Genomic DNA, 25,098 nt, shown 5'->3' on the forward strand with positions numbered 1-25,098 from the left:
CGTTCCGTATCGGAATTCGCCTAGCCTGATCCGCATGACCACTCCATCCGTCCCCGCCTCCCGCATACCGGAGGCGGTGCACCGGCGCCGTTGGGCGATCCTCGGCGTTCTCATGCTGAGCCTGCTGATCGTGGTGCTCGACAACTCGATCCTGAACGTCGCCATCAAGACGATCTCGACCCCGGCCCCGACCGGCCTGGGCGCCACGCAGAGCGAGCTGGAGTGGGCGATCAACGCCTACACCCTCGTCTTCGCGGGCCTGCTGTTCACCGCCGGCCTCCTCGGCGACCGGATCGGCCGCAAGAAGGTCCTGCTCGGCGGGCTCGTCGTGTTCGGCATCGGCTCCGCGCTGGCCGCCGAGTCCGGCTCGCCGACGCAGCTCATCGCCTTCCGCGCACTGATGGCGCTCGGCGCCGCCTTCGTCATGCCCGCCACCCTCGCCGTCCTGATGAACGTCTTCGAGCGCGACGAGCAGCCCAAGGCCATCGGCATCTGGGCCGGCGGTGTCGGCCTCGCCATCGCGATCGGCCCGATCACCGGCGGTGTGCTCCTCGACCACTTCTGGTGGGGCTCCGTCTTCCTGATCAACGTGCCGATCGTGCTGATCGCGGTCGCGCTGATGATCTGGCTGGTGCCCGACTCCCGCGACCCCAAGCCCGGCCGCGTCGACCCGATCGGCGTCGTGCTGTCCGTCGTCGGCCTCGTCCTGCTGGTCTACGGCATCATCGAGGGCGGCGAACTCGCCGACTTCACGGCGCCCAAGGTGCTGTCGACGATCATCGCCGGTGTCCTCGTCCTCGCCGGATTCGTCTGGTTCGAGAAGCGCAGCGACCACCCCTCCATCGACGTCACGTACTTCAAGAACAAGGTGTTCTCGGCCGCGATCGCCGCCATCGCGCTGGTCTTCTTCGCGCTGATGGGCGTGACCTTCTTCTCGGTCTTCTACACCCAGAGCGTGCGCGGTTACTCGCCGCTGCAGACCGGTCTGCTGATGCTGCCGCTGGCCGCCGCGCAGATGATCTTCGCGCCGCGGGCCCGGCTGGTCGTCGACCGGTTCGGCAACAAGGTCACCACCGGCGTCGGCCTGCTGCTGCTCGCCGGAATGCTCGCCGCGTTCGCCGGCTTCGAGGCGGACACGCCGATCTGGATCCTGGAGGTCGTGTTCTTCCTGATGGGCGCCGGCATGGCGCACGTCATGACCCCGACCAGCGTGGTCATCATGCAGGCCCTGCCGCGCGAGAAGGCGGGCTCCGCGTCCGCGCTGAGCAACACCTTCCGCCAGGTCGGCGGCGCCCTCGGCATCGCCGTCCTCGGCTCGGTCCTGTCCACGGCCTACCGCAACGGCATCGAGGGCAAGCTCGGCCTCGTACCGCCCGCCCTGCGGGACACCGCCGGCGAGTCCATCGAGGCCACCCTCGGTGTCGCCGAGAAGCTGGGTGCGCAGGGCAAGGCTCTCGTCACGCCCGCCAACGACGCGTTCCTGCACGCGATGCACGTCACCGCGCTGTGCGGAGCCGGGGTCGCGATCATCGGCGCGGTCGTCGCGTTCCTGTTCCTGCCCGGCAAGTCCCCGGCCCGTCAGGAGGGCAAGGAGGAGCAGGAATTGGTCGTCGTGGGGGAGTAGCGACGACAATCACCACGGACGGAGCGGGGGGACAGCGAAGGGACGCAGTGAAGTGAGCCTTGCCGGCAACGGGACTCGGCCGGACGCCCCCACCCGGGGACGCCCCCGCAGCGAGGCCGTAGAACGTGCCATCACCGAGGGCGTGATGAAGCTCGTGGAGGAGGGCGTGCCCCTCGCCGAACTCTCCATCGAGCGCATCGCCCGAACCGCCGGTGTGGGCAAGGCCACCATCTACCGCCGCTGGTCCGGCAAGGAGGAACTGTTCGTCGACGTCGTCCGCGCCGCCGAGCCGGCCGATCCCGAACTGCCCGGCACGTCGATGCGCGACGACCTCGTCGCCATGCTGGAACAGCTGCGGCTGCGTGGCGTGCTGACCCGGTCCTCGGCGCTCCTGCACAACGTCTTCGCGCAGATGAAGAGCACCCCGAAGGTCTGGGCCGCCTATCAGTCGTCCGTCGTGGAGCCCCGCCGCCGCAAGGCGGTGGAGATCCTGCGCCGCGGCCAGGAGAACGGCGAACTGCGCACCGACCTCGACCCCGAGCTGATGAACGACCTGTTCGTCGGCCCGATGCTGCTGCGTTCCGTCATGCGCCACGACGGCGACCTCCCCGAGGGCCTGTCCGAGCAGATCGTGGACACGCTGCTCGCCGGACTACGGCCCGTCAGCCCGCCGACCACGCCGTAGGAATGGCGCGTGAGCCTGAACGCGTGAATGTGCGCGTTGCGTCACAGACCGCGCTTTCACCAGCGGTCCACGGAACTCCCCACGTCCGCTTCGTCGTCCTCGTGCCCGTACGGCCGTCTCGGACGGCGGGACGACAACCGATCATCCCCTAGGGTCGTATGACGCGGAGATGGATGAACGGTGCGCACGGCAGGTAGTGAGGCGACGGTATGGCGCAGCAGGCTTATGTGACGGAGACGGACGGCGGCGGGTCGGGACCCGAACGCCGGGGAGACCGGGTCCGGCGCCTGCTGAAGCGGCTGGTCGCCGGCTGGCGCGGGGATCCGAGAATCTGGCGGCGCGGCATCGTGCTCGCCGCGATCGCCCTGATCCTCGCCCTGGTCATGCTGCTGCACGCGCAGATCCCGAACGTGATCGGCAACCTGGGCAGCCTCACCGAGACCTTCCTGCCCTGGCTGGGCGTGCTGGTCCCGGTGCTGCTGGTGCTCGCCCTGGTGCGCAAAAGCGCTACCGCGCTGATCGCGGTGGTGCTGACCGCCGCCGTCTGGCTGAACGTCTTCGGTGGCCTTCTCACCGACAAGACCGGCACCGGCGGCGACCTGACCGTCGCCACCCACAACGTCAACGCCGACAACCCCGACCCCTCCGGCACCGCCCGCGACGTGGCCGCCTCCGGCGCCGACGTGGTGGCCCTGGAGGAACTCACCGCCTCCGCGGTCCCGGTCTACGAGAAGGCGCTGGCGTCGACGTACAAGTACCACTCGGTCGAGGGCACGGTCGGCCTGTGGAGCAAGGACCCGCTGACCGGCGTGAAGGCCGTCGACATCAAACTGGGCTGGACCCGCGCCATGCGCGCCACCGTCACCACCCCCGAGGGCCGGATCGCGGTGTACGTCGCTCATCTGCCGTCGGTGCGGGTGAAGCTGGAGGCCGGGTTCACCGCCCGGCAGCGCGACAAGAGCGCCGACGCGCTGGGCGAGGCGATCGCCGATGAGCAGTTGCCCCGCAAGATCCTGCTCGGCGACCTCAACGGCACCATGAACGACCGCTCGCTCAACGCCGTCACCGCCCAGATGCGCTCCACGCAGGGCGCGGCGGGCAGCGGCTTCGGCTTCAGTTGGCCGGCCGCGTTCCCGATGGCCCGGATCGACCAGATCATGGTCCAGGACATCGAGCCGGTGAGCTCCTGGACGCTGCCGCGCACCGGGAGCGACCACCTGCCGGTGGCAGCCCGTGTGAATCTCGACACCGGCTCTTGATGACACGGACTTTTGATGACATCTGCGCTTGATTACACGCGCTCTTAACCTGCCGGAATACTGCGCGGGGGAGGCTTTGTTCCGTCCATGAACATACAGTGGACCGAACACCGCACTCTTTGAAAGGCACAGGCACCTCCATGCCCCTGGCCCTGCTCGCGCTGGCCGTAGGCGCATTCGGCATAGGCACCACCGAGTTCGTGATGATGGGGCTGCTGCCCGACGTCGCGGACGACCTCCACGTCTCCATCCCCACCGCCGGACACCTGGTCTCGGCGTACGCGCTCGGTGTGGTGATCGGCGCGCCCCTGCTGGCCGCCGTCACCGCGCGCATGTCCCGCCGCAAGGTCCTGATCGGCCTGATGCTCCTGTTCATCGCGGGCAACACCCTCTCGGCGTTCGCCCCCGACTACGACTGGCTGCTCGCCGCCCGCTTCCTCAGCGGCCTGCCGCACGGCGCGTTCTTCGGCGTCGGCGCGGTCGTCGCCACCTCGCTCGCGGCGCCCGAGCGCAAGGCCCGCGCGGTCTCGCTGATGTTCCTCGGCCTGACCATCGCCAACATCGCGGGCGTGCCGGTCGCCACGCTCATGGGCCAGCACCTCGGCTGGCGCTCCACGTTCCTCGGCGTCAGCGTGATCGGCGTCCTGGCGGTGGTGTCGCTGGCGCTGCTGGTGCCTCGGGACAGTGCCCACTCCTCGTCTGCGGGCCTGCGTGGCGAAATGGCAGCCCTGCGCTCCCTCCCGGTCTGGCTCGCTCTCGGTACGACGGTCGCGGGCTTCGGTGCGTTGTTCGCCGCGTACAGCTACATCACGCCGATGCTGACGGACGCGGCCGGCTACGCGGACTCCAGCGTGACGCTGCTGCTGGCCCTGTTCGGTGTTGGCGCGACGGCGGGCAACCTGCTGGGCGGGCGTCTGGCGGACCGCTCGATGCGGGGCACGCTGTTCGGCGGCCTGGTGTCGCTGGCGGTGGTCCTGGCCCTGTTCCCGGCGTTGATGGCCACGGCGTGGAGTGCCCCCCTGGCGGTGGTCCTCCTGGGCACGGCAGCGTTCGTGACGAGCTCCCCGCTGCTGCTGATGGTGATGGAAAAGGCGTCCTCGGCCCCGTCGTTGGCGTCCTCGGCGAACCAGGCGGCGTTCAACCTGGCGAACGCGGGCGGCGCGTGGATCGGAGGGCTCGCACTTGCCGCCGGCTTCGGTGTGACGTCTCCGGCGGTCGTGGGGGCGGGACTTGCCGTGCTGGGGCTGGGAGTTGCTGGGGTCGCGTACGTGGTCGACCGGCGTCGAGGTGTGTCGGGCAACGGCCGCGAGCGCGTGGTCGCGGGCCATGTACCGGAGCGGGAGCGGGCGTTGCGGTCCTGACCGCCTGACCGCCTGACCGCCTGACCGCCTGACCGCCTGACCGCCTGACCGGGGTCGGCAGTGCTGGGCGACGGATCGGCCAGCACTGCCATGGCCATTGACCGCGGGACCTAGCGGAACGCGGCGATGTGGTCCTGGGCCCACTCGGCGAACGTGCGGGGCGCGCGGCCGAGGACCCGCTCGACGTCGGGGCTGATGCGCTGCTCGGCGGGGTTGGGCGCGCCGAGGATGCCCAACGTGGTCTCGACGACGGGCTCCGGCATGAATTGCAGCATCTGCACGCGGGCCTCGTCCCGGGTCTGCTCGACGAACCGGACGGGTTCGCCGAGCGCGGCGGCGATCGCCTCGGCCCGTCCGCGTGGAGTACTGAGGGCGGGCCCGGTCAACTCGTAGATCCGGCCCGCGTGTCCGTCCTCCCGCAAGGCCGCGGCGGCGACCTCCGCGATGTCGTCCGGATCGATGGTCGGCAGGCCGACATCGGCGAACGGCGCGGCGATCTCCCGCCGGGTGCGGACCGACTCGGCCCAGGCGTAGGCGTTGGAGTCGAAGCCGCCGGGGCGCAGGACCGTCCAGTCCATGCCGGACTGCCGGACGGCGTCCTCGATGAAGCGTGCCGTGTCCCCGTGCGAGGCCGACTCCGGCCGGGTCGCGACGCCTTGGGAGGACAGCAGGACGACCCGTCGTACGCCGCCGGCCTTGGCGACGTCGACGATGTCCCGAGGGTTCAGCAGATGAGCGCTGGGGCCACCGTTCTGCAGGAACAGCGCGTCGGCGCCCTCGAGAACGGGCCGAAGACTCTCAGGATCGATCAGGTCCGCTTGTCGATACCGGACACCTTCCGGCACATCCGCGTCCGAGATGCCCCGCGAGGTCGCGGTCACCCGCTCGCCGGCCGCCGCGAGGGTCCGTACGAGCGAACGCCCTGCGTTACCGGTCGCCCCCGTCACTACGATCATGGCCAACTCCCCTGTGATTCAGCGTGGTTGTCGTCGCCCGAGCGGGCGGGACCGCCGCGGAGAAGGCCGCGCTCCGGCTGCTCTCCTGGCGACTCGGGGACGCTAACACCGCCGGTATAGTAGGTACCTACAGGAAAGTGACTATGCCGAAGGGGTGCGCATGCCCGACAACGCCAGCTGGGCGGCACCCGCCGAGACCGATCCCGAACTCGCCTGTCCGATAGGCCCGGTCGTGGACATCGTGTTCAGCCGGTGGACGACGCCGATCCTGTGGTCCCTCAACACCCACGGTCGGCAACGGTTTGTCGAGCTGGAACGGGGAATCGCCAGGATCACCCCGAAGGTGCTGACACAACGGCTGAGGCAACTGGAGCGGGACGGCATGGTCGTGCGCACGTACCACCCCGAGGTCCCCCCGCGCGTCGAGTACGAGATCACCGACCTCGGCCGCACCCTCGCCCCACTCTTCGCCCACCTCGCCGAATGGACGGCGGACAACCTGGAGAAGGTGGAGCGGGCACGCGAGGACTACGACGCGGATCCGTCCCGGTAGATCTTTTTCTCGACGCCGGTCCGCACCACCCAGCCCGTCCGGCGTTTGAGGACGAGGCCGTTCAGGCCGAAGCGGGGGTCTGGGGGCGGCAGCCCCAGAAGGATGGGACGGGTAGGGGCGGCGGGGGCGAGGAAACCGCCTAGTCGAAGCGCGCCAGATCCCGCAACCAAACCGTCGCCGAACTGTCCGACGGCGCCCGCCAATCCCCCCGAGGCGACAACGAACCCCCCGCCGACACCTTCGGCCCGTTCGGCATCGCCGACCTCTTGAACTGCGCGAACGCGAAGAAGCGCCGGCAGAACACCTCCAGCCACCGCCGGATCTCCGGCAGGTCGTACGCCACCCGCTTCGCCTCCGGGAATCCCGGCGGCCACGCACCCCCCTCCGCATCCCGCCACGCATGCCACGCCAAGAACGCGATCTTCGACGGCCGGAAGCCGTACCGCAGCACGTGGAACAAGGTGAAGTCGTGCAGCGCGTACGGCCCGATCTTCGACTCCGTCGACTGCATCTCCTCACCCGGCACCAGCTCAGGACTGATCTCCGTGTCGAGGATCGCCGCGAGGATCTTCCCCGCCTCCTCCCCGAACTGCCCACTCTCGATGACCCACCGGATCAGATGCTGGATCAGCGTCTTCGGCACACCGGAGTTGACGTTGTAGTGACTCATCTGGTCGCCGACGCCGTACGTGGACCAGCCCAGGGCGAGTTCCGACAGGTCACCGGTGCCGAGCACGATCCCGCCCCGCTGGTTGGCCAGCCGGAACAGGTAGTCCGTCCGCAGACCCGCCTGCACGTTCTCGAAGGTGATGTCGTACACCGGCTCACCCGCCGCGAACGGGTGGCCCATCTCCTTCAGCATCAGGCGCGCGGTCGGCGTGATGTCCAGCTCCGCCGCCGTCACCCCCAGCGCCGCCATCAGCTTGTGCGCGTTGTCCTTCGTGTGGTCGCTCGTCGCGAACCCGGGCAGCGTCCAGGCCAGGATGTCGCTGCGCGGCCGCCCGGCGCGGTCCATCGCGCGCGCGGCGACGATCAGCGCGTGTGTCGAATCGAGGCCCCCCGACACCCCGATGACGACCTTCGGGCCACCGATCGACGCGAGCCGCTGCTGCAAGCCCGCGACCTGGATGTTGTACGCCTCATAGCAGTCCAGGGCCAGCCGATCCGCGTCCGCCGGTACGAAGGGGAACCGCTCCACCCGTCGGCGCAGGCCCAAGTCGCCCGTCGGCGGGGTGAGTTCGAAGGTCACCGTGCGGAAGTCGGCCGTACGGGCAGCGTGCGTACGGCGGTTGTCGTCGAAGGTCCCCATCCGCTGCCGCTCCTGCCGCAGCAGGTCGAGGTCGATGTCGGCCACCGCGTACTGGTCGTCGAGCGGGAAACGGTCGGACTCGGCCAGCAGCACGCCGTTCTCGTAGATCAGGGTCTGGCCGTCCCACGACAGGTCGGTCGTCGACTCGCCGAGGCCGGCTGCCGCGTAGACGTACGCGGCGAGGCAGCGGCCGGACGCCGAGCGGGCCAGGAGCTTGCGGTCCTCCGCGCGGCCGACGGTGATCGGGCTGCCGGAGAGGTTGGCGAGGACGGTCGCGCCCGCCAGGGCGGCCTCGGCGCTCGGCGGCACCGGCACCCACATGTCCTCGCAGATCTCCGTGTGCAGGACGAGCCCCGGCACGTCCTCCGCCGCGAACAGCAGGTCCACGCCGAACGGCACCGATTCCCCGTCCACCCGGATCGTGCCGCCGCGCTCGTCGTCGCCCGCGGCGATCTGCCGACGCTCGTAGAACTCGCGGTAGTTGGGCGGGTAAGACTTGGGAACGACCCCGAGGACCCGGCCGCGGTGCACGACCACCGCGCAGTTGTAGACGCGGTCGCGATGGCGCAGCGGGGCGCCCACGACCAGGACCGGCAGCAGCTCCGCCGATCCCGTCACCACCTCCCGCAGCGCCTCCTCGACCTGGTCGAGCAGCGCGTCCTGGAGCAGCAGGTCCTCGATCGAGTAGCCGCACAGCACCATCTCCGGGAAGACGGCGACGGCCACGCCCTCCTCGGCGCACCTGCGCGCGTGGCGCAGTACCGCCTCGGCGTTGGCGTGCGGGTCCGCGATGACGGTGTGGCCCGTACAGGCGGCGACGCGGGCGAAGCCGTGCTGGTAGAGCGACCGGAAGTTGAGTGGAGGCACGGGGCCCAGTGTAATCGTCAGGGCGACGCAATGGGGTGGCGTGGGGGAGTGGTGCGCCCCACGCCACCCCATTACAGGTGACCCGTGTCGTTACTCAGGGGTCAGTGGTGACCCTTGGGCTTGACGAAGGACTGGACGTAGCCGCCCGCGGGCGTGCCCACGCCGGTCACGTCGTCGTAGCCCTTCACCGCGGACAGCGAGCTGTCCTTGCCGAGGCTGCGGACCGAGGTCAGCAGGCCGTCGGTGGCGTCGTAGCCGTTGGCGAAGTCCACGCGCGCCACCGCCAGGCCGGAGCCCGTCGGGTTGTCGGTCACGTCGTGGTACGCCTTCGAGCCGTACTTGGCGTAGATCGACGGGTTGGCGAAACCGATCGCCTTGCCGCCGCGCGCCTCCTGGGCCAGGGCCTGGACGGCCGCGATCACCGGCGAGGCCAGCGAGGTGCCGCCGATGCGGTACTCGCTGTACGACTCCGAGCCGTCCGCCTGGGTCTGGGTCTGGCCGACCTTGAAGCCCGTGTTCGGGTCGGCGATCGCCGAGATGTCGGGCACGACGCGGTTGCCGGCGGCGTTGTTGGCCGTGGCGAGCGCGTTCGGGACGACACCCTTCTGGTAGTAGGGCTCGGACACCGTCTTGCTGGTGCCGCCGCCCGCACCGGAGGTGAAGGCGCCCGGGAAGGCCGTCCAGCTCTTGCCGTCGTCGGACAGCGAGGCCTTCTCGGTTCCCCAGCCGGTCTCCCACAGGTACTTGTCGCCCTTGCCGACGGCGAGCGAGGTACCGCCGACCGCCGTCACCCACGCCGAGTTGGCCGGGGTGTCGACCTGCTTCGTGCCGGTGTGCGCGACCTCGTCGCCGTTGTCACCGGAGGAGAAGTAGAAGCCGATGCCCTCGACCGCGCCCAGCTGGAACACCTGGTCGTAGGCGGCCGCGAGGTCAGGCGTCTGGTTGGCCTCGATGTCGCCCCACGAGTTGGAGACGATGTCGGCCAGGTGGTTGTCGACGACCTTGCTCAGCGAGTCGAGCAGATCGTCGTCCATGCAGGACGCGCCACCCACGTACGTGACGTCCGCCGCGGGCGCCACCGCGTGCACGGCCTCGACGTCGAGGGTCTCCTCGCCGTACCAGCCCGAGGCGTCGCACTCGTCGGCGCCCGTGTTCGTGTAGTTGTCGGGCAGCACCTGGTGCAGCTGACCGGTCTTCCACGTGGCGTCGCCGTGCTTCTTCGCGTACGTGGCCGCGTCGAAGGCGATGGTCGGCGAGGCGTAGGCGTCCGTGATGGCGACCCGCACGCCCTTGCCGGTGTACTTGCCCGCGCCGTAGGCGGCACGCAGCTGCTTGCCGGTGTAACCCTGCACGGCGTACGGGATCTTCTTGCCGTACGCGCTGGGCAGCGAGGTCGCGGTCTTGGAGCCGTAGTACGAGGAGAACGGCCCCGCGTTCTTGAACACCGCGGTCGGACCCGGCAGTTGGTCGTCGTGGTCCGCCTTGTGCGGAGCGTTGTCCAGGCCGGTGACGGTCAGGACGGCGCCGTTCAGGCTGTCCGGCGCGGTCGCCGACTTCGAGGGCGCGCGGTAGGTCTTGGTGCCCTTGGCGTAGTTGTGCAGCTGGGTGCTGAACGCCTTCTCGGCCGCCGCCACGTCACCGGTGACGGAGACGTAGTGCTGCGTGACGCCGGTGACCTTCAGTCCGGTGGACGTCAGCCACGACTTGACCGCGGCCACCTGGGCCTTGGTCGCGCCGAAGCGGGCCTGCACCTGCTTGGCGCTCAGGTACTTGCCGTACGCCGCCGAGTTCGGGTCGGACACGGCCTTCGCGTAGGCCGCGAGGCCGTTTGCGTCCTTGCCGGCGAGGTACACCCGCAGCGAGACCTGGGAGCCGTTGGAGGTGGCCCCCTTGTCCGCCTTGGCCGTGGCCCAGGTGGGCTTGGTGCCCGCCAGCGAGTCGCGGCCCGGGTTGTCCGCGGCGTGGGCCGCGGGTATGCCGAGCGCCAGCGCGCCGGCGAGCATCGGCAGTGTTGCCGCCATGCTCACCACGGCACGCGTGTTGGCGCGGTTGGATCTCATAGAACCCCCTGCGATGCGGTTCTTCGCATGTGTGGTCGGTCTCCGTTGATCCTCGGAGAACCGCGCCGCGGCGGGGGCACGGAATTGGATCAAACGGTAGGGGTCACTCTTTCGATGAACCGTTCATGCCAGGGGAATGCGAAAGCCAAGAGAACCTCTGCCAATACCAAGAGAACCTCAAGGAACGCCCAGGATGGGGGATTTGAGGCTTTGGTGCGCTCCCGATCTTTCCGGAAGGTTACGAACGCGCCTTCGCGCCCCGCTCCTTGAGCATGTCCGCCATCAACTGGATCTCCGACTGCTGCCCCGCGACCATGCCCTGCGCGAGCCGCTTCTCCACATCCACCGAGCACTTGGCGACACAGCCCTCGGCCATGTGGATCCCGCCCTTGTGGTGGTCGGTCATCAACTGCAGATAGAAGACTTCCGCCTGCTTGCCGCTGAGCTCGCCGAGCTTCTTCATCTCGGTGTTGGTCGCCATCCCCGGCATCAGCGCACCGTCCTTGCCGGAGGCCATGTCGCCCATGCCCATCCACGTCATCGGCGGATCCGCCGACACCTTCGGCAGCCCCCACAGGTCCAGCCAGCCGAGCAGCATGCCGCGCTGATTGGCCTGCGTCTGCGCGATGTCGTATGCAAGCCGGCGTACGTCCGTGTCCTTGGTGCGGTCGCGCACGATGTACGACATCTCCACGGCCTGCTGATGGTGCACCGCCATGTCCCGGGCGAACCCGGCGTCCGCGGAGTCGGCGGCCGGCACGCTCGACGAGGAGCCGCCGTCCTCGGCCACCGCGTAGGTGATTCCGCCGGCCGCGATCAGCGCCGCCACCGCGGCGCCCGCGATCAGACCGGCCTGCCTCACTGCGACAGGCCGTTCGTGCACGCGGCCCCCGGCTCCGGGGTCTGCTTGCCCTGCACGAACTCCGCGAAGAACTTGTCCACGTTCGGGTCGCTCGCGCTCGTCACCGTGCGCTGCTTGCCCCACGCGGTCAGCATGATCGGGTCGGGCTGCTTGTCGTCCGGGCTCATCAGCGTGTACGGCGTCTGCTTCACCTTCGCCGCCAGCGCGTCCACGTCCGCCTTCGAGGCCTTGCTCGTGTACGTCACCCAGACCGCGCCGTGCTCCAGCGAGTGCACGGCGTTCATGTTGTTGAGCGCCTTGGTGTAGACGTCGCCGTTGCAGTTCATCCAGACCTGGTTGTGGTTGCCGCCGACCGGGGGCTCGGTGGGGTACTTCACCGTCTTGGCGACGTGGGTACGGCCCAGCGTCCCCTTCCACGTCTTCACCCCGTCCTTGCCGGTGACGAAGTGCCCCGAGGTCTTCGAGTCCGACGCGGTGTCGTCCTTGTCGCTCTGCGCCTTCACCACGAACACGCCACCCACGATCAGCCCGGCCACGACGACCACGCTCGCGCCGATCGTCAGGATCCGCGCGCGCCGCTCACGGGCCCGCTCCGCGCGCTGCATCTCCTCTATCCGGGCCTTGCGGGCCGCGCTGTTGCTGTTCTTCGCCTTGGCGGAACCCATGAGGTCTGTCCTTCTGGGGAAAAGGTGGCCGGTCGGTCCGCTGATCGTAGTGGGGAAGGGGAAGACTTTCGTAGGTGGGTCACAGCCAACCCCTTGCTCCGCCCGGATCTGTACGGGCCGGGCATTACGGATACCGGTCCGAGCAGGCAAGATGGCGGGAGAGTCGTACACCTGCCGTATCGGAGCCGTTCAGCCCGGAGTCGCTCGGCCGATCATGGTCGGCAACGCGCATGAAATGCTGTTGTGGTGGGATGCTCAGGTGCCCGACCGCCTCCCGCGTGACCTGGGGCAGGCGGCCTGACCAGCAAGGATGGGGAATCGGAAGATGGACAAGCAGCAGGAGTTCGTGCTCCGTACGTTGGAGGAGCGCGACATCCGGTTCGTACGCCTGTGGTTCACGGACGTGCTGGGCTTCCTGAAGTCCGTCGCCGTGGCCCCCGCCGAACTGGAACAGGCCTTCGACGAGGGCATCGGCTTCGACGGCTCCGCGATCGAGGGCTTCGCCCGGGTCTACGAGTCCGACATGATCGCCAAGCCCGACCCGTCGACGTTCCAGATCCTCCCGTGGCGCGCCGAGGCCCCCGGCACCGCCCGGATGTTCTGCGACATCCTCATGCCGGACGGCTCTCCGTCCTTCGCCGACCCGCGCTACGTCCTCAAGCGCGCCCTGACCCGCGGCTCCGACCTCGGCTTCACCTTCTACACCCACCCGGAGATCGAGTTCTTTCTCCTGAAGGACCGCCCGCTGGACGGCAGCCGCCCCACCCCCGCCGACAACTCCGGCTACTTCGACCACACCCCCCAGAACATCGGCATGGACTTCCGCCGCCAGGCGATCACCATGCTGGAGTCGATGGGCATCTCGGTCGAGTTCTCCCACCACGAGGGCGCCCCGGGCCAGCAGGAGATCGACCTCCGCTACGCGGACGCGCTCTCCACGGCGGACAACATCATGACGTTCCGCCTGGTCATGAAGCAGGTGGCGCTGGAGCAGGGCGTGCAGGCGACGTTCATGCCGAAGCCGTTCTCGGAACACCCGGGCTCGGGCATGCACACGCACCTCTCCCTCTTCGAGGGCGACCGGAACGCTTTCTACGAGTCCGGCTCGGAGTACCAGCTCTCGAAGGTCGGCCGCTCCTTCATCGCGGGCCTGCTGAAGCACGCGGCGGAGATCTCGGCCGTCACGAACCAATGGGTCAACTCCTACAAGCGCATCTGGGGCGGCTCGGAACGCACGGCCGGCGCCGGCGGCGAGGCCCCTTCCTACATCTGCTGGGGCCACAACAACCGCAGCGCCCTGGTCCGCGTCCCGATGTACAAGCCCGGCAAGACGGGCTCGGCGAGGGTCGAGGTCCGCTCCCTGGACTCGGGCGCGAACCCGTACCTGGCGTACGCGCTCCTCCTGGCCGCCGGCCTGAAGGGCATCGAAGAGGGCTACGAACTCCCCCCGGGCGCGGAGGACGACGTCTGGGCCCTCTCCGACGCGGAACGCCGAGCGATGGGCATCGAGCCGCTCCCCCAGAACCTGGGCGAGGCCCTGACCCTGATGGAGCGCAGCGACCTGGTCGCGGAGACGCTGGGCGAGCACGTCTTCGACTTCTTCCTGCGCAACAAGAAGTCGGAGTGGGAGGAGTACCGCTCCGAGGTCACGGCGTTCGAGCTGCGGAAGAATCTGCCGGTGCTGTAAGCGCAGGGCGGATCGCGTTTCCTGGTGAGGGGACTGCCGGCGCCGATGGTCGCGGGCGCCGGCGGCCTCACACCTGGGCGAGAGGCGTAACGGGCGCGTCGGCGCCGGAGTACTGCAGCGCCGTGATGCGCTCGATGACGAGGCCGAGCAGTACGGCCGCCGCGATCATGAGTGCTTCCTCCACCACGAGGAGGGCCATCGACCCCGGGGCCACCTGGCCCGCCACGCCCAGGACCAGCGCGTGCGTGATCCAGGCGCCCCACCACAGATTCACCAGCGCCGTGTCCCGCTTCCGCTCCCACGACGCGGAACTGGCGCTCCCGATGTCGAGGACGAACCGGCGAGGGACGAAGAAGTTGACCACCGGCACGAACCACGCGCCGATCGTCCAGCCCCGACTCGGCAGCGAGGCCTGAGGGGACAACTCCTGGGCGGTGCGCCGGGACCGGGCGAGCCACACGAGGAACAGCACGATCGCAAGGGTCATCAGATAGAGGAAGACCATGGACGTGGAGCCCGACTTGTTCAGGGACGCGTCCGTGGGACGCAGGTAGTGATCCCGAACCGCCACCGCGCGGAACACGTCCGCCACGGCAGCCACCGCTATCGCGACCTGTGCGAAGCGGGCAAGGATCCACGGAGCTTTACGGGCGGTGCTCGTCATCTTCTTCGGCCTGTCTCGGAGGCGTGCGTGACCGCAGCGGGCGCTGGGCGCAGTGATCATAGGGTCTGCTCGCCGCACACGCGCACGACTTTCGGGTCCTCGGGCGCTGGATGCGCGTCCCCGAAGTGCTAGTCGACGAACGCCGGTGACACCGCCGCCGTGCTGATGCGTCGGGGCGTGCCCGTGCCGTCCGACGGGATCTCGTACAGGTCCGCTCCGTAGTCGCCTGGCAGGGCGTAGACGAGGGTGTCGTTGTCCCTCCATACCGCCTGGTCGTCCACGCTTCGGGGTTCCGACAACGGGGTCTCGTGCATCGTGCGGAGGTTCAGGACGTACAGGTGCCAGGGAGCGTCCTTCGGGAGGCCCTTCACCCGCTTCTTGTACGCGATGCGCGTGCCGTCGGGGGAGAGGGACGGGCATTCGACGTTCTCGTGGAGGGTCGTGACCGTCTTCGTTCGGAGGTTGCCCCTGACCAGGTATGTCCGGCCCTTTGTCGCCAGCGTTGCGTAGAAGGTTTTGTCGTCCGGACTGAACGTCACGCCCCAGAAGTTGGCGTCCGCCGAGTGGTAGGTGTGGCCGTTCCTGATGATGCGGAAGGACTCCAGGGAGGGGGTCAGCTCGCCCGTGCGCACGTTCACGATCGCCGTGCGCGTCGAGAAGTTCGTGCCCGCGTATGAGTCTCCGCCTACGAATGCCGTCCAGGCTGCGAAGTGGCCCGTGGGGGAGACCCGGGCGCGGGAGGGGATGCCCGGGACGTCGTAGTGGGCCGTCTCCTTGAGGTGGGTGTCGAGGATCAGCGCGCGGTAGGTGTCGGTGACCGGGCCGTGGATGGCTTGCAGGCAGACGCCGGTGCCGGCTGCCGCGTAGAAGCGTAGGCATTTCCGGCCTGAGGCGATCCGTGGGCCCGCGGGGGCCGACGCCGGGACCGTCGTCAGTTCGTCTCTGTGGGGGCCCCAGGCCATGTTGCGGAAGATCATGTGGGCGGGGGTGGTGAGCGTGAGCCGGCCTGACGTGACCTTCGGGCCGTCCGGCTGGGTCTCGTTTCTGCGGTCAGCTCGGGCCGACGCGTGCAGGATCGAGGCCACCGCGACCGCGGCGAGGGCCAGGACCGCTGCCAGGAGGACGAGGAGGCGGTTGCGTACGGTCATGTCGTGAGGCCTTCCTTCGTCGCCGTAACCGGGCGTAGGGACCAGGCCGAGAACGCCGCGCATGCCGCCAGCGCCACCGTCGCCGTCAGCAACGCCGTGCGGTCGCCCCACAGGGTCCAGGCCGCGCCGAAGCCCAGTGAGCAGACGAATCTCGCCAGTGCCTGTCCCGTCTGGACCACGGCGAGGCCCGAGGAGCGCAGCCGTTCCGGGACGTTCTCCGAGGCCGCCGCCATCAGTACGCCGTCGGTCGCCGCGTAGAAGCCGCCGTGCAGGAGGAGGACGGCGTAGGGGAGGGCGGGGCCGTGCCAGGAGGTGAGGAGGAGGGCGTAGGCGAGGAGCAGTGCGCCGTGGCCGGCCAGGAAGACTCGGCGGCGGCCGATGCGGTCCGCCAGCCGACCCAGAGGGAGTGCGAGGAGCAGGAACGCCGCCGCCGTGCCCAGCGGGAGCAGTGCGAACCAGCGGTCGGGGACGCCCAGGCGGTGCTGGAGGAGGAGGTAGATGAAGGAGTCGCTGATCGTGGCCAGGCCCAGGAGCAGTGCGCAGAGCGTGATGCGGCGCAGGTCGCGGTGGGCGAGGAGGGCCAACGCCGCCCGCAGGGTGGGGCGTTGGGCGGACCCCGGGGCTGATCCAGCCGGCTCCGGCGCCTGCCTCCGCGACGAAACGGACGGCTCCCGCGCCGACCTCCCCGTCGAACCGGACGGCACGAACAGCACCAGCACCACCACGCCCAGCACCGCCACGCAGAAGCTCACCGTGAACACCGCGTCGTAGCCGTCGACCGTCGCCCGCAGGATGAGGAACGCCACCAGTGGGCCCAGCAGCGCGCCCGCCGTGTCCATCGCGCGGTGGACGCCGAAGGCGCGGCCTCGGGTCTCCGGGGTGGCGGAGAGGGAGATCAGCGCGTCGCGGGGGGCCGTGCGCAGGCCCTTGCCGGTGCGGTCGGCCGCCAGGATCAGGCCGATGGGGGTGAGGGTGTGGGCGAGCAGGAGCAGGGGTTTGCAGGCCGCCGAGATGCCGTAGCCCAGGCCCGCCACCCACTTGTGCCGGCCCCCGCCCCGGTCGGCCAGGTGGCCCCCGGCCAGCCGGACGAGGGCCGAGAAGCCGTTGTAGACGCCGTCCAGGAGGCCGAAGCCCAGCGGGGAGAGGCCGAGGCCCGTGACCAGGTACAGCGGGAGGACCGCCGTCACCATCTCCGAGGACACGTCGGTGATCAGGCTGACCGTGCCGAGCGCGAGGACGGTGGGGGCGATCCCGCCGCCCGCACGCCGGGCGGCGGTCCCTTCCACGGACGCCGTCGGGGTGCTCGCGCGGCTGTCCGCTACGTACACGTCAGGACGTCCAGATGCCGGTGATGTCCTTGGCCGAGGCCGCGTTGCCCGCGTGGGTGGTCAGGCCCTGCGAGTCCTCCAGGGTGCGCAACAGGTCGTAGTGGTTGTAGGTGGTGGACGACGTCGAACCCGCCGTGACCGGCTGGCCGTAGAGGACCGTCGGGATGCGGTTGCCGGCCAGTCGGTTGTCCTCGTCGAAGGTGACGACGAGCAGGCTGTTGTGGGTCTTGGCCCAAGTGGCGTACGCGCCAAGCTTGTTCTTCAGCCAGGTGTCACCGGTGGACACCGAGCAGTCGTGCATGTCGCTGCACAGGTTGGGCACGACGAAGGACACGTCGGGCAGGGTCGCGTAGTCGGTCGGGAACTGCGCGAAGGTCTTCGCGGTCGACGTCGGCACGTTGCTGAAGCCGAACCAGGGGTTGTGCTTGCGGGCGTACGTGCCGCTGCTGCACGTCGTCGAACCCTGGCTGGGCAGCGTCTCGTTGTAGCTGGCCCAGGTGCCGCCGGCCGCGATCACCTCGGAGGCGAGGTTGGCGGCCGAGGAGAAGCCGGGGGTGTAGCAGCTGTCGTCCGTGACACCTTGGGTGGAGCCGGAGAACAGGGCGAAGTAGTTGGGCTGGCTCGGGTGGGTCTCGGCGTACGACTGGCTGAGGCTGGCGCCGCCGGTCCTGAGCGAGTTGATGTACGGCGCGCTGGAGGAGCCGATCACCTGGCTGTAGGCGTGGTTCTCGAAGACCACCACGACCACGTGGTCCGGGTTCGGCACGGTGGCCGCGGCGTGCGCGGACGGGGATCCGCCGAGGCCGGTCCACAGACCGACTGCCGTCGCCGTGAAGGCGAGCGTGGCGGCCACGGCGGTACGGCTGCGGCGGAACGTCGAACGGGCGGAGCTGCCGGACACATCGACCTCCGGTGGGGAAGCGTGGGGGGAAGGGCGGAGCACTGACGGCGTCAGCATGCACACGCCAAGATTCTCCCGCCCCACCGCACCCGACCGGAAGCATGAAGACCGGGTGAACTACTCCCACCCGGAAGGCGGGTGCATTACTCCCGCCCAGAAGACGGGTGAACTACTCCCGCCCGGCCCGCCAGTTGAGCCAGCACCTGGTGCAGCGGCTCCGTCTCCCGCTTGCGGTACTCCTGGATCGCCCACCCGTTGCCGTCCGGGTCCTTGAAGTACATGAAGGTCGCCCCGTCCTGCGGCGCGAACTGCTGCGGCTCGGTGACGTCCAGGCCGCGCGCGGTCAGCTCCTCGTACGCCGCCTTCGCGTCCGTCACGCACAGCTGCATGCCGTGGTACGTCCCCGGCTGCGGGGTCCCCGTCGGCACCTGGAGCCCGTCGACCAGGGCGATCGAACAGCCCGAGCCCGGCGGCGTCAGCTGCACGATCCGTACGCCCTCCATCACTTCTCCGTCGAGGTCCACGTGGAAGCCGACCTTGTCCCGGTAGAACTCCTTGGCCCGGTCCACGTCGGTGACGGGCATCAGGATCACTTCGAGGGTCATGTCCATAACGACTCCTTTGTCGCAGGGGTGTCGTACGCGGGTGGACACCTCACGGCTACGTCACTCGAAGCGCCACCGCGTCTGGCTGAAGGGCTCTCCCTTACCGAAGCCGAAAACCGTGCGGGGCGCCACCGCGAAGACGAAAGCGTGTCCGGGGCCGTGGTGGAAGGCCTCGTCGCGGACGTCGAAGTGCCAGAAACTGCCGTACTTGGCCTCCCACGCGGCGGCCAGTTCCCGCAGCCGGTCCTCGTCCGTGATCCGCACGGCCTCGCCCTCGACGACCAGGTCGTGTCCCTTGTCCCAGGTGTTCGTGCCGGTCGTCAGCACGACCTGCGGATTGGCGGCCAGATTGCGGGCCTTGCGCTCCTCGGGGCCGGTGCAGAAGTGCAGCGCGCCGTCCGCCCACACCGCGGGCAACGGCGTGACGTGCGGCCGCCCGTCCGGCCGCACGGTGGAGATCCAGAACAACTCGGCCGCGCTGAGCCGTTCCTCGGCCTCGGCCCATTCGGTGGCGGTGGCGGCCGGGTCGCTGTAGTGGGGGTCGAGACGGGTCTGCGGTTCGCGGTTCGTCCTGGGCGTCATGGGATGTCCTCCTCGTATCGGCTCCTGAGGTGGTGACCGCCCCGGCCGCGCGAACTCATCGGCGGACCGTCAGGCGTACTCCGGGAACACCCGCGCCACCGCCGCGGTACGGCTGGACACGCCGAGCCGTCCGAAGGCGTTCTCCAGGTGCTTGCGGACGGTGCTGGGCGCCACGCAGAGCTGCTCGGCGATCTGCGGAGTGCTCATGCCGAGGGCCACACAGCGCAGGACGTCGAGTTCGCGGTTGGTCAGCCGGACCGGGGTGCGGTGCCTGCGGGCGGCGGCCAGGTAGATCTCGTACAGGTGCGGGGCGAGCAGCCGCAGCGTGGTCATCTCGTGGTCCTTGAACGGTTGCCCGTCCGTGCGGAACAACTGGAAGACCCGGGTGCGGCCCGGCGCGGTGGGCAGGGCGACGTCCGCGACGGTGGGGAAGGGGCGCAGGAACTCGACGTAGATCGGCTGGTTCCGCAGTCTGTGGGCCGACACGAAGTCCGCCATCTGCGTCGTCTCGGGGGTGTCGTGCGGGCGCGAGACCTGCTCGCACTGGAGGTGCTGGTGGCGCCAGCGCCAGTACTCCTCCATCGGGCCCTGATCCTCGCCGCCCGGGGTGTCCCGGTCGTTCCAGCTGATCCTGGTCGGGATGTCCAGCTCCGAGAAGCTCGCGCAGTCGCAGGGGATCAGCCGCTGCAGTCCGTGGAGCAGGGACATCGGGGGCACGCCCTCCGCGAGGTCCTGCCGGGCCTCGTCCAGGACGTCCGCCATGCGGCGCAGATGGGCCTCGGCGGTGGTGAAGGGCGGAGTCATGACGGCCTCCCTGTGGCCGGTTTTGCCTGACGCGAATCTACGCCCGGCCACGGCCCGGGAAACCGGAGATTCGCCAAATGCCGAATGGGCTACGTTCGTTGACGCGCGCACCGTCGACTCATACGGCCGACCCCGGTCCGTATGAGAACACGGAGGCATCCCATGCGTTCCCACCTGCGTTTCCACGACGGACCCGCCCACCCACGCCCCTGCCGCGCCATGGCGCTCGCAGCAGGTGCCGCCGCACTCACCACCACCCTGCTCGCCACCGGGTGCGACAGCACGGCCACGACCGCCTCGGCGCAGGACACGCCCTTCGACGCCGTCGGGATCACACTCGGCTCCCGCGGCGACATCCAGCTCTCCGGATCCTCCCGCACAGCGATCACGCCGGCGGGGTCGTACCCGGTCACCGGAGGCCGCGCTCACCCCTTCACCAGGCCTGCCGACGCGTTGCTGGTGGTGCTGCGGCACTGGCCGGACACCGGGACGGAGCGGGCCTCCCGCGGGCGGGCGCCCCGGATGGTGCCCCCGGAGGAGGCCGCGATCGAGACCGCGTTCCTCGTCGACACCAAGGACTGGGTGCGGGCCGACCTCGACGGACACCACCTCCAGTGGCTGCGCCGCGACACGCTCCGGATCGACACCACGAACACCGCGGTCGGAGACCGCGCCCGGCTCACGCTGTCCGGACCGCACGGGGGTCGGCCCGGACAGCCCACGGCACCGCGCGACGACTCCGCCTGCGCGTACCTCGACCGCTGGACCGACCGCAGCGTGGTCCTCCCGGCGGTCGAGGCGGGCATGCCTGTCGACACGGCACTGGCGAGGCTGCGGAAGCAGTGCCTGGACGTCCAGTACGCCTCCCTGCGCGGTACCGGCCGCCCTGGCACGGTCTCTCACGTCGTGGTTCCACTCGCCGTACGGGCGAACACCGCGGCCGTGCTGCCGCCGGACGGAGGCGCCGAAGGGCCGGGAGACACGGTGCTGGTGAACCCGGCCAGCCCCGCCACCTTGGTGGTGACCCGCTGAATCCACTCTCCCGCCCCGGCGCTTCTGCCGGTGTCTCCGGTTACGCTCGGGCCAGTACGACCTTGATCCGACGGGAGGCCGGGATGACGGCGCCGGGGCGCAGGAGCAGTACCTTTTCGCGGCTGCTGCGGCACGGTTTCACCGATCCCTCGGCGGCGGAGCGGCTGCTGGACAGCGGTGAGCTGACGCCTGTGCGCAATGACCCGGTGTTGCTGGAGGCACTGGGGGCCACCGCCGATCCGGACCTCGCGCTGCTGGGGCTGGTACGACTGCTCGAAGCCCAGCCCGACACCACCGCGTGGCGGACGCTGCTCGACACGTTGATAGCGGCCAAGCCGCTGCGCGACCGGCTGCTCGGGGTGCTCGGCGCCTCCTCCGCGCTCGCCGATCACCTCGCCCGGCATCCGCACGACTGGCACGCCCTCGTCACCTACGAGCCGCGCGATCTGCACCCGGGCGTCGAGGAGTTCGAGCGCGGGCTCGCCGAGGCCACCGACCCGGTCTCCCTGCGCGTCGCCTACCGCCGCTGCCTGCTGTCCATCGCCGCCCGTGACGTGTGCGGCACCACCGACCTCGCCCAGACCGCCGCCGAACTCGCCGACCTCGCCACCGCCACCCTGCGCGCCGCCCTCGCCATCGCGAGCGCCGCCGCGCCCGACGACGCCGCGCTGTGCCGGCTCGCGGTGATCGCGATGGGCAAGTGCGGCGGCCACGAGCTGAACTACGTCTCGGACGTCGACGTGATCTTCGTCGGCGAGGCCGTCGAGGGCGCCGACGAGGGCAAGGCGATCCGCGCCGCCACCAAACTCGCCTCGCACATGATGCGGATCTGCTCCGAGACCACCGTCGAGGGCTCCATCTGGCCCGTCGACGCCAACCTCCGCCCCGAGGGCCGCAACGGCCCCCTGGTCCGCACCCTCAGCAGCCACCTCGCCTACTACCAACGCTGGGCCAAGACCTGGGAGTTCCAGGCCCTGCTCAAGGCCCGCCCGGTGGCCGGCGACCTGGAGCTTGGCGAGGAGTACGTCACCGCGCTGGCCCCCATGGTCTGGCAGGCGGCCGAGCGCGAGAACTTCGTCGCCGACGTGCAGAAGATGCGCCGCCGGGTCGTCGAGAACATCCCGCTCGGTGAGGTCGACCGCGAGCTGAAGCTCGGGCCGGGTGGACTGAGAGACGTCGAATTCGCCGTGCAGCTCCTCCAGTTGGTGCACGGGCGGGCGGACGCCTCCCTGCGCAGCGGCACCACACTGGACGCGCTCCAGGCCCTCGCCGCCGGCGGGTATGTAGGACGCGCCGATGCCGTCCAGCTCGACGACGCCTACCGCTTCCTGCGCTCCATGGAACACCGCATCCAGCTCTACCGGCTGCGCCGCACCCACCTCGTCCCCGAGGACGAGGCCGACCTGCGCCGCATCGGCCGCTCCCTCGGCCTGCGCGCCGACCCGGTCGCCGAGTTGACCCGCGAGTGGCGCCGGCACGCCTCCGTCGTACGCCGCCTGCACGAGAAGCTCTTCTACCGTCCCCTGCTCGACGCCGCCGCCCAACTCGCCCCCGGCGAGGCCCGGTTGAGCCCCGAGGCGGCCCGCGAACGGCTGGTCGCCCTCGGCTACGCCGACCCGGCCGCCGCACTGCGGCACCTGGAGGCGCTGGCCTCCGGGGTGAGCCGCAAGGCCGCGATCCAGCGCACCCTGCTGCCCGTGCTGCTCGGCTGGTTCGCCGACTCCGCCGACCCGGACGCGGGACTGCTCAACTTCCGCAAAGTGTCGGACGCGTTGGGCAAGACACCGTGGTACCTGCGGCTGCTGCGGGACGAGGGCGCCACCGCCGAGAACCTCGCCCGCGTGCTGTCCGCCGGACGCCTCGCCCCCGACCTGCTGATGCGGGCCCCGGAAGCGGTGGCCCTGCTCGGCGACGGCGGCGGTGACGGGGGTGCCGGTGGCGGCGGCCTGGAGCCGCGCGACCGGGCCCACCTGGAGCAGGAGGTGCTCGCCGGAGTGCGGCGCGCCGACAACGCCGACCAGGCGGTCGCCGTCGCACGCGGGGTGCGCCGCCGGGAACTCTTCCGTACGGCCGCCGCCGACATCGTCGGCTCCTACGGCACCGACACCCACCCCGTCGAGGCCGACCAGGGCGCCCTGGTGGACCGGGTCGGCGGCGCGATCTCCGACCTGACGGCGGCGACCCTCGCGGGCACGCTGCGCGCGGTGGTGCGGGGCGGCTGGGGCGACACCCTGCCGACCCGGTTCGCGATCATCGGCATGGGCCGCTTCGGCGGTCACGAACTCGGCTACGGCTCCGACGCGGACGTCCTGTTCGTGCACGAGCCGCGCGAGGGAGTGCCGGAACGGGAGGCCTCCGAAGCCGCCAACAAGGTCGTCTCCGAGATGCGCCGGCTGCTCCAGGTGCCGAGCGCGGACCCGCCGCTCCTCATCGACGCCGACCTGCGCCCCGAGGGCAAGTCCGGGCCCTTGGTGCGGACGCTCCACTCCTACGAGGCGTATTACCGCCGGTGGTCTCTGGGGTGGGAGTCGCAGGCGTTGCTCCGGGCCGAACCCGTGGCCGGGGACGCGGAGTTGGGGCAGCGGTTCATTGAACTGATCGATCCGCTGCGGTATCCCGCCGAGGGGCTCGGGGACGATGCCGTGCGGGAGATCCGGCGGTTGAAGGCTCGGATGGAGTCGGAGCGGATGCCTCGCGGGGCCGACCCGAAGCTGCACACCAAGCTCGGGCCGGGCGGGTTGTCCGACGTGGAGTGGACTGTGCAACTGCTTCAGTTGCAGCACGGGTGGGTGGAGCCGGGGTTGCGGACTACGCGGACTCGGGAGGCGCTCGCCGCGGCGTGCTCCGCCGGGCTGGTGTCGGGTGAGGATGCCGAAATACTGGATGAGGCTTGGGTGTTGGCGACGCGGGTTCGTAATGCGGTGATGTTGGTGCGGGGGCGGGCCGGGGACACGTTTCCCTCTGAGAGTCGGGAACTTGCCGCGGTGGGGCGGTACTTGGGGTATGGGCCGGGGCATGCGGGGGACATGCTGGACGCGTATCGCCGTACGGCGCGTCGGGCACGGGGTGTTGTGGACGAGCTGTTTTATGGGGCGGCGGCGATGTGAGGGGGTTGTTGGTCGGCTGCGGGCCGGTGGGGGCTGGTCGCGCAGTTCCCCGCGCCCCTTTGGGGCGCGTCCATGGGGCGTCGGCTCGAAAGTGAAGGGCGTCGGCTGGAAAGAGGACGCCGCCGGCTGGAAAGCGCCACGCCCGTCAGGACCACCGCCATCCCCGTCACCACCCGCCAACCCACCCGCTCGTCCAGGACCAGCGCGCCCAGCGTCACCGACACCACCGGCAGCAAGTAGCCCACCGTCGCCGCGTTCGTCGGGCCCTCGTCCGCTATGAGGCGGTAGTTGAGGTAGAAGGTGACGCCCGTGCCGAGGATGCCCAGGGCGGTGACCGCCAACAAGGCCGTGGTGTCGGCGTGCAGGGGGCCCGCGACCGGGAGGGCCAGCGTGCTCCAGGCCGTGGCCGTGAGGAGTTGGGCCGCCGAGACCGCCAACGGGGCCTCGCGGGACGTGAGATGGCGGGCCATGTAGGCGAACGCGACGGCGTAGCTCGCGGCGGCGGCCAGCAGGGCGAGGGCGCCCCAGCCGAACAGGCCCGAGCGGTGCCAGGGGGCGAAGATCAACACCGTACCGGCGAAGCCGAGCAGGAGACCCGTCAGGCGGGTTCGGGTCAGGCCGCGGTCCGTGCCCAGGGTGACGCCGATGAGCAGGGACCACAGGGGAGTTGTGGCGTTGAGGACGCCGGCGACGCCCGAGTCGACCGTCTGCTCGCCCACGCTGAAGAGCGCGAAGGGCAGCGCGTTGCAGAAGAGCGCGGCCACGACGAGGTGGCCCCATACCTTGCGGGAACGCGGCAGGGACTGACCTGCGCGGCGGGCCAGGAGCAGGAGTACGGCTGTGCCCAGGGCGCAGCGGGCGATGGTGATCTGGGCCGGCGTGAGGCCGTGGTCCAGGGCGAGCTTGATCCAGAGGAACCCGGAGCCCCAGAGGAGCGCCAGGACGGCCATGCGGAGGGAGGAGGCGAGCGGCATGGGTCCACGGTGGCCCGCAGATAGCCGTAAGGACAAGTGAAAGATAGTGCAAGCACTGTTAACCT

At 70.1% G+C, this 25,098-nt stretch carries 21 protein-coding genes; 8 read left to right on the plus strand and 13 right to left on the minus strand.

The window, feature by feature from the left end; all coding sequences use genetic code 11:
- The first annotated feature begins 34 nt into the window (after window positions 1-34).
- The 4 genes from ACWDR3_RS00935 (at window position 35) to ACWDR3_RS00950 (ending at window position 4,929) form a co-directional block, all read left to right on the plus strand.
- Window positions 35-1,624 (plus strand): MFS transporter, encoded by a 1,590-nt coding sequence (locus tag ACWDR3_RS00935; RefSeq protein WP_450349701.1) that lies wholly within the window; start codon window positions 35-37, stop codon window positions 1,622-1,624.
- Between the two features lie 52 nt (window positions 1,625-1,676).
- Entirely contained in the window at window positions 1,677-2,309 is a 633-nt protein-coding gene (locus tag ACWDR3_RS00940; protein ID WP_450349703.1) for a TetR/AcrR family transcriptional regulator, read from the plus strand.
- A 209-nt stretch (window positions 2,310-2,518) separates the two neighbouring features.
- Entirely contained in the window at window positions 2,519-3,568 is a 1,050-nt protein-coding gene (locus ACWDR3_RS00945; protein ID WP_450349705.1) for an endonuclease/exonuclease/phosphatase family protein, read from the plus strand.
- A 140-nt stretch (window positions 3,569-3,708) separates the two neighbouring features.
- Window positions 3,709-4,929, plus strand: coding sequence for an MFS transporter (locus ACWDR3_RS00950; protein ID WP_450349707.1), 1,221 nt, complete (start codon window positions 3,709-3,711; stop codon window positions 4,927-4,929).
- Between the two features lie 110 nt (window positions 4,930-5,039).
- Here the strand turns inward: ACWDR3_RS00950 and ACWDR3_RS00955 are convergent, their stop codons facing one another.
- Window positions 5,040-5,885: an NAD(P)H-binding protein gene (locus ACWDR3_RS00955; RefSeq protein ID WP_450349709.1), complete on the minus strand. Its 846-nt coding sequence runs from the start codon at window positions 5,883-5,885 to the stop codon at window positions 5,040-5,042.
- 160 nt (window positions 5,886-6,045) lie between these two features.
- Between ACWDR3_RS00955 and ACWDR3_RS00960 the strand changes: the two genes are divergently transcribed.
- The gene (locus tag ACWDR3_RS00960) at window positions 6,046-6,438 is read left to right on the plus strand and encodes a winged helix-turn-helix transcriptional regulator (protein ID WP_450349710.1); all 393 of its coding nucleotides are present in this window, start codon (window positions 6,046-6,048) and stop codon (window positions 6,436-6,438) included.
- Window positions 6,439-6,577: 139 nt separating this feature from the next.
- Here the strand turns inward: ACWDR3_RS00960 and ACWDR3_RS00965 are convergent, their stop codons facing one another.
- From ACWDR3_RS00965 to ACWDR3_RS00980, 4 genes are all read right to left on the minus strand, one after another.
- On the minus strand, window positions 6,578-8,614 hold the full coding sequence (locus ACWDR3_RS00965; protein ID WP_450349711.1) for an NAD(+) synthase: 2,037 nt from the start codon (window positions 8,612-8,614) through the stop codon (window positions 6,578-6,580).
- A 101-nt stretch (window positions 8,615-8,715) separates the two neighbouring features.
- Complete coding sequence (locus ACWDR3_RS00970) at window positions 8,716-10,674, minus strand: S53 family peptidase (RefSeq protein ID WP_450349713.1); 1,959 nt, start codon at window positions 10,672-10,674, stop codon at window positions 8,716-8,718.
- 238 nt (window positions 10,675-10,912) lie between these two features.
- Complete coding sequence (locus ACWDR3_RS00975; RefSeq protein WP_450349715.1) at window positions 10,913-11,536, minus strand: DUF305 domain-containing protein; 624 nt, start codon at window positions 11,534-11,536, stop codon at window positions 10,913-10,915.
- The gene (locus ACWDR3_RS00980) at window positions 11,533-12,201 is read right to left on the minus strand and encodes a DUF3105 domain-containing protein (RefSeq protein WP_450349716.1); all 669 of its coding nucleotides are present in this window, start codon (window positions 12,199-12,201) and stop codon (window positions 11,533-11,535) included. Before ACWDR3_RS00980 ends, ACWDR3_RS00975 begins: the two co-directional genes overlap by 4 nt.
- 325 nt (window positions 12,202-12,526) lie before the next feature.
- Between ACWDR3_RS00980 and glnA the strand changes: the two genes are divergently transcribed.
- A complete protein-coding gene (gene glnA / locus ACWDR3_RS00985) occupies window positions 12,527-13,888 on the plus strand; it encodes a type I glutamate--ammonia ligase (protein ID WP_401728936.1) in 1,362 nt (453 codons plus the stop codon).
- 67 nt (window positions 13,889-13,955) lie between these two features.
- On the opposite strand, the gene ACWDR3_RS00990 is transcribed toward glnA, so the two are convergent.
- The 7 genes from ACWDR3_RS00990 to ACWDR3_RS01020 all read right to left on the minus strand — a co-directional run bounded on the left by ACWDR3_RS00990 (window position 13,956) and on the right by ACWDR3_RS01020 (window position 19,920).
- Window positions 13,956-14,552 carry a DUF4328 domain-containing protein gene (locus ACWDR3_RS00990; RefSeq protein WP_450349717.1) on the minus strand — a complete coding sequence of 199 codons (597 nt, stop codon included), beginning with the start codon at window positions 14,550-14,552 and terminating at the stop codon, window positions 13,956-13,958.
- A 128-nt stretch (window positions 14,553-14,680) separates the two neighbouring features.
- Window positions 14,681-15,700, minus strand: a complete 1,020-nt coding sequence (locus ACWDR3_RS00995; RefSeq protein WP_450349718.1) for a TolB family protein — start codon at window positions 15,698-15,700, stop codon at window positions 14,681-14,683.
- Window positions 15,697-17,028: an MFS transporter gene (locus ACWDR3_RS01000; protein WP_450349719.1), complete on the minus strand. Its 1,332-nt coding sequence runs from the start codon at window positions 17,026-17,028 to the stop codon at window positions 15,697-15,699. Before ACWDR3_RS01000 ends, ACWDR3_RS00995 begins: the two co-directional genes overlap by 4 nt.
- 1 nt (window position 17,029) lies before the next feature.
- On the minus strand, window positions 17,030-17,929 hold the full coding sequence (locus ACWDR3_RS01005; RefSeq protein ID WP_450349720.1) for an alkaline phosphatase family protein: 900 nt from the start codon (window positions 17,927-17,929) through the stop codon (window positions 17,030-17,032).
- Between the two features lie 143 nt (window positions 17,930-18,072).
- Complete coding sequence (locus ACWDR3_RS01010) at window positions 18,073-18,540, minus strand: VOC family protein (protein ID WP_450349721.1); 468 nt, start codon at window positions 18,538-18,540, stop codon at window positions 18,073-18,075.
- Window positions 18,541-18,594: 54 nt separating this feature from the next.
- Window positions 18,595-19,116, minus strand: coding sequence for a pyridoxamine 5'-phosphate oxidase family protein (locus tag ACWDR3_RS01015; protein ID WP_450349723.1), 522 nt, complete (start codon window positions 19,114-19,116; stop codon window positions 18,595-18,597).
- Between the two features lie 69 nt (window positions 19,117-19,185).
- On the minus strand, window positions 19,186-19,920 hold the full coding sequence (locus ACWDR3_RS01020; RefSeq protein ID WP_450349724.1) for a response regulator transcription factor: 735 nt from the start codon (window positions 19,918-19,920) through the stop codon (window positions 19,186-19,188).
- Window positions 19,921-20,082: 162 nt separating this feature from the next.
- Between ACWDR3_RS01020 and ACWDR3_RS01025 the strand changes: the two genes are divergently transcribed.
- Window positions 20,083-20,952: a hypothetical protein gene (locus tag ACWDR3_RS01025; RefSeq protein ID WP_450349725.1), complete on the plus strand. Its 870-nt coding sequence runs from the start codon at window positions 20,083-20,085 to the stop codon at window positions 20,950-20,952.
- A gap of 83 nt (window positions 20,953-21,035) precedes the next feature.
- Entirely contained in the window at window positions 21,036-24,059 is a 3,024-nt protein-coding gene (locus ACWDR3_RS01030) for a bifunctional [glutamine synthetase] adenylyltransferase/[glutamine synthetase]-adenylyl-L-tyrosine phosphorylase (protein WP_450349727.1), read from the plus strand.
- Here the strand turns inward: ACWDR3_RS01030 and ACWDR3_RS01035 are convergent.
- Complete coding sequence (locus ACWDR3_RS01035) at window positions 24,038-25,033, minus strand: DMT family transporter (protein WP_450349729.1); 996 nt, start codon at window positions 25,031-25,033, stop codon at window positions 24,038-24,040. The genes ACWDR3_RS01030 and ACWDR3_RS01035 overlap by 22 nt on opposite strands.
- Window positions 25,034-25,098: the final 65 nt, after the last annotated feature.

It is taken from the genome of Streptomyces sp. NPDC001002, from assembly GCF_053599215.1.

What these genes read in the sequence shown, in the direction of transcription:
- ACWDR3_RS00935 (WP_450349701.1), top strand. Translation starts at nt 35, where the DNA reads ATGACCACTCCATCCGTCCCCGCCTCCCGCATACCGGAGGCGGTGCAC.
- ACWDR3_RS00945 (WP_450349705.1), top strand. Translation starts at nt 2,519, where the DNA reads ATGGCGCAGCAGGCTTATGTGACGGAGACGGACGGCGGCGGGTCGGGA.
- ACWDR3_RS00950 (WP_450349707.1), top strand. Translation starts at nt 3,709, where the DNA reads ATGCCCCTGGCCCTGCTCGCGCTGGCCGTAGGCGCATTCGGCATAGGC.
- ACWDR3_RS00955 (WP_450349709.1), bottom strand. Translation starts at nt 5,885, where the DNA reads ATGATCGTAGTGACGGGGGCGACCGGTAACGCAGGGCGTTCGCTCGTA.
- ACWDR3_RS00960 (WP_450349710.1), top strand. Translation starts at nt 6,046, where the DNA reads ATGCCCGACAACGCCAGCTGGGCGGCACCCGCCGAGACCGATCCCGAA.
- ACWDR3_RS00970 (WP_450349713.1), bottom strand. Translation starts at nt 10,674, where the DNA reads ATGAGATCCAACCGCGCCAACACGCGTGCCGTGGTGAGCATGGCGGCA.
- ACWDR3_RS00980 (WP_450349716.1), bottom strand. Translation starts at nt 12,201, where the DNA reads ATGGGTTCCGCCAAGGCGAAGAACAGCAACAGCGCGGCCCGCAAGGCC.
- glnA (WP_401728936.1), top strand. Translation starts at nt 12,527, where the DNA reads ATGGACAAGCAGCAGGAGTTCGTGCTCCGTACGTTGGAGGAGCGCGAC.
- ACWDR3_RS00990 (WP_450349717.1), bottom strand. Translation starts at nt 14,552, where the DNA reads ATGACGAGCACCGCCCGTAAAGCTCCGTGGATCCTTGCCCGCTTCGCA.
- ACWDR3_RS00995 (WP_450349718.1), bottom strand. Translation starts at nt 15,700, where the DNA reads ATGACCGTACGCAACCGCCTCCTCGTCCTCCTGGCAGCGGTCCTGGCC.
- ACWDR3_RS01010 (WP_450349721.1), bottom strand. Translation starts at nt 18,540, where the DNA reads ATGGACATGACCCTCGAAGTGATCCTGATGCCCGTCACCGACGTGGAC.
- ACWDR3_RS01015 (WP_450349723.1), bottom strand. Translation starts at nt 19,116, where the DNA reads ATGACGCCCAGGACGAACCGCGAACCGCAGACCCGTCTCGACCCCCAC.
- ACWDR3_RS01020 (WP_450349724.1), bottom strand. Translation starts at nt 19,920, where the DNA reads ATGACTCCGCCCTTCACCACCGCCGAGGCCCATCTGCGCCGCATGGCG.
- ACWDR3_RS01025 (WP_450349725.1), top strand. Translation starts at nt 20,083, where the DNA reads ATGCGTTCCCACCTGCGTTTCCACGACGGACCCGCCCACCCACGCCCC.
- ACWDR3_RS01030 (WP_450349727.1), top strand. Translation starts at nt 21,036, where the DNA reads ATGACGGCGCCGGGGCGCAGGAGCAGTACCTTTTCGCGGCTGCTGCGG.
- ACWDR3_RS01035 (WP_450349729.1), bottom strand. Translation starts at nt 25,033, where the DNA reads ATGCCGCTCGCCTCCTCCCTCCGCATGGCCGTCCTGGCGCTCCTCTGG.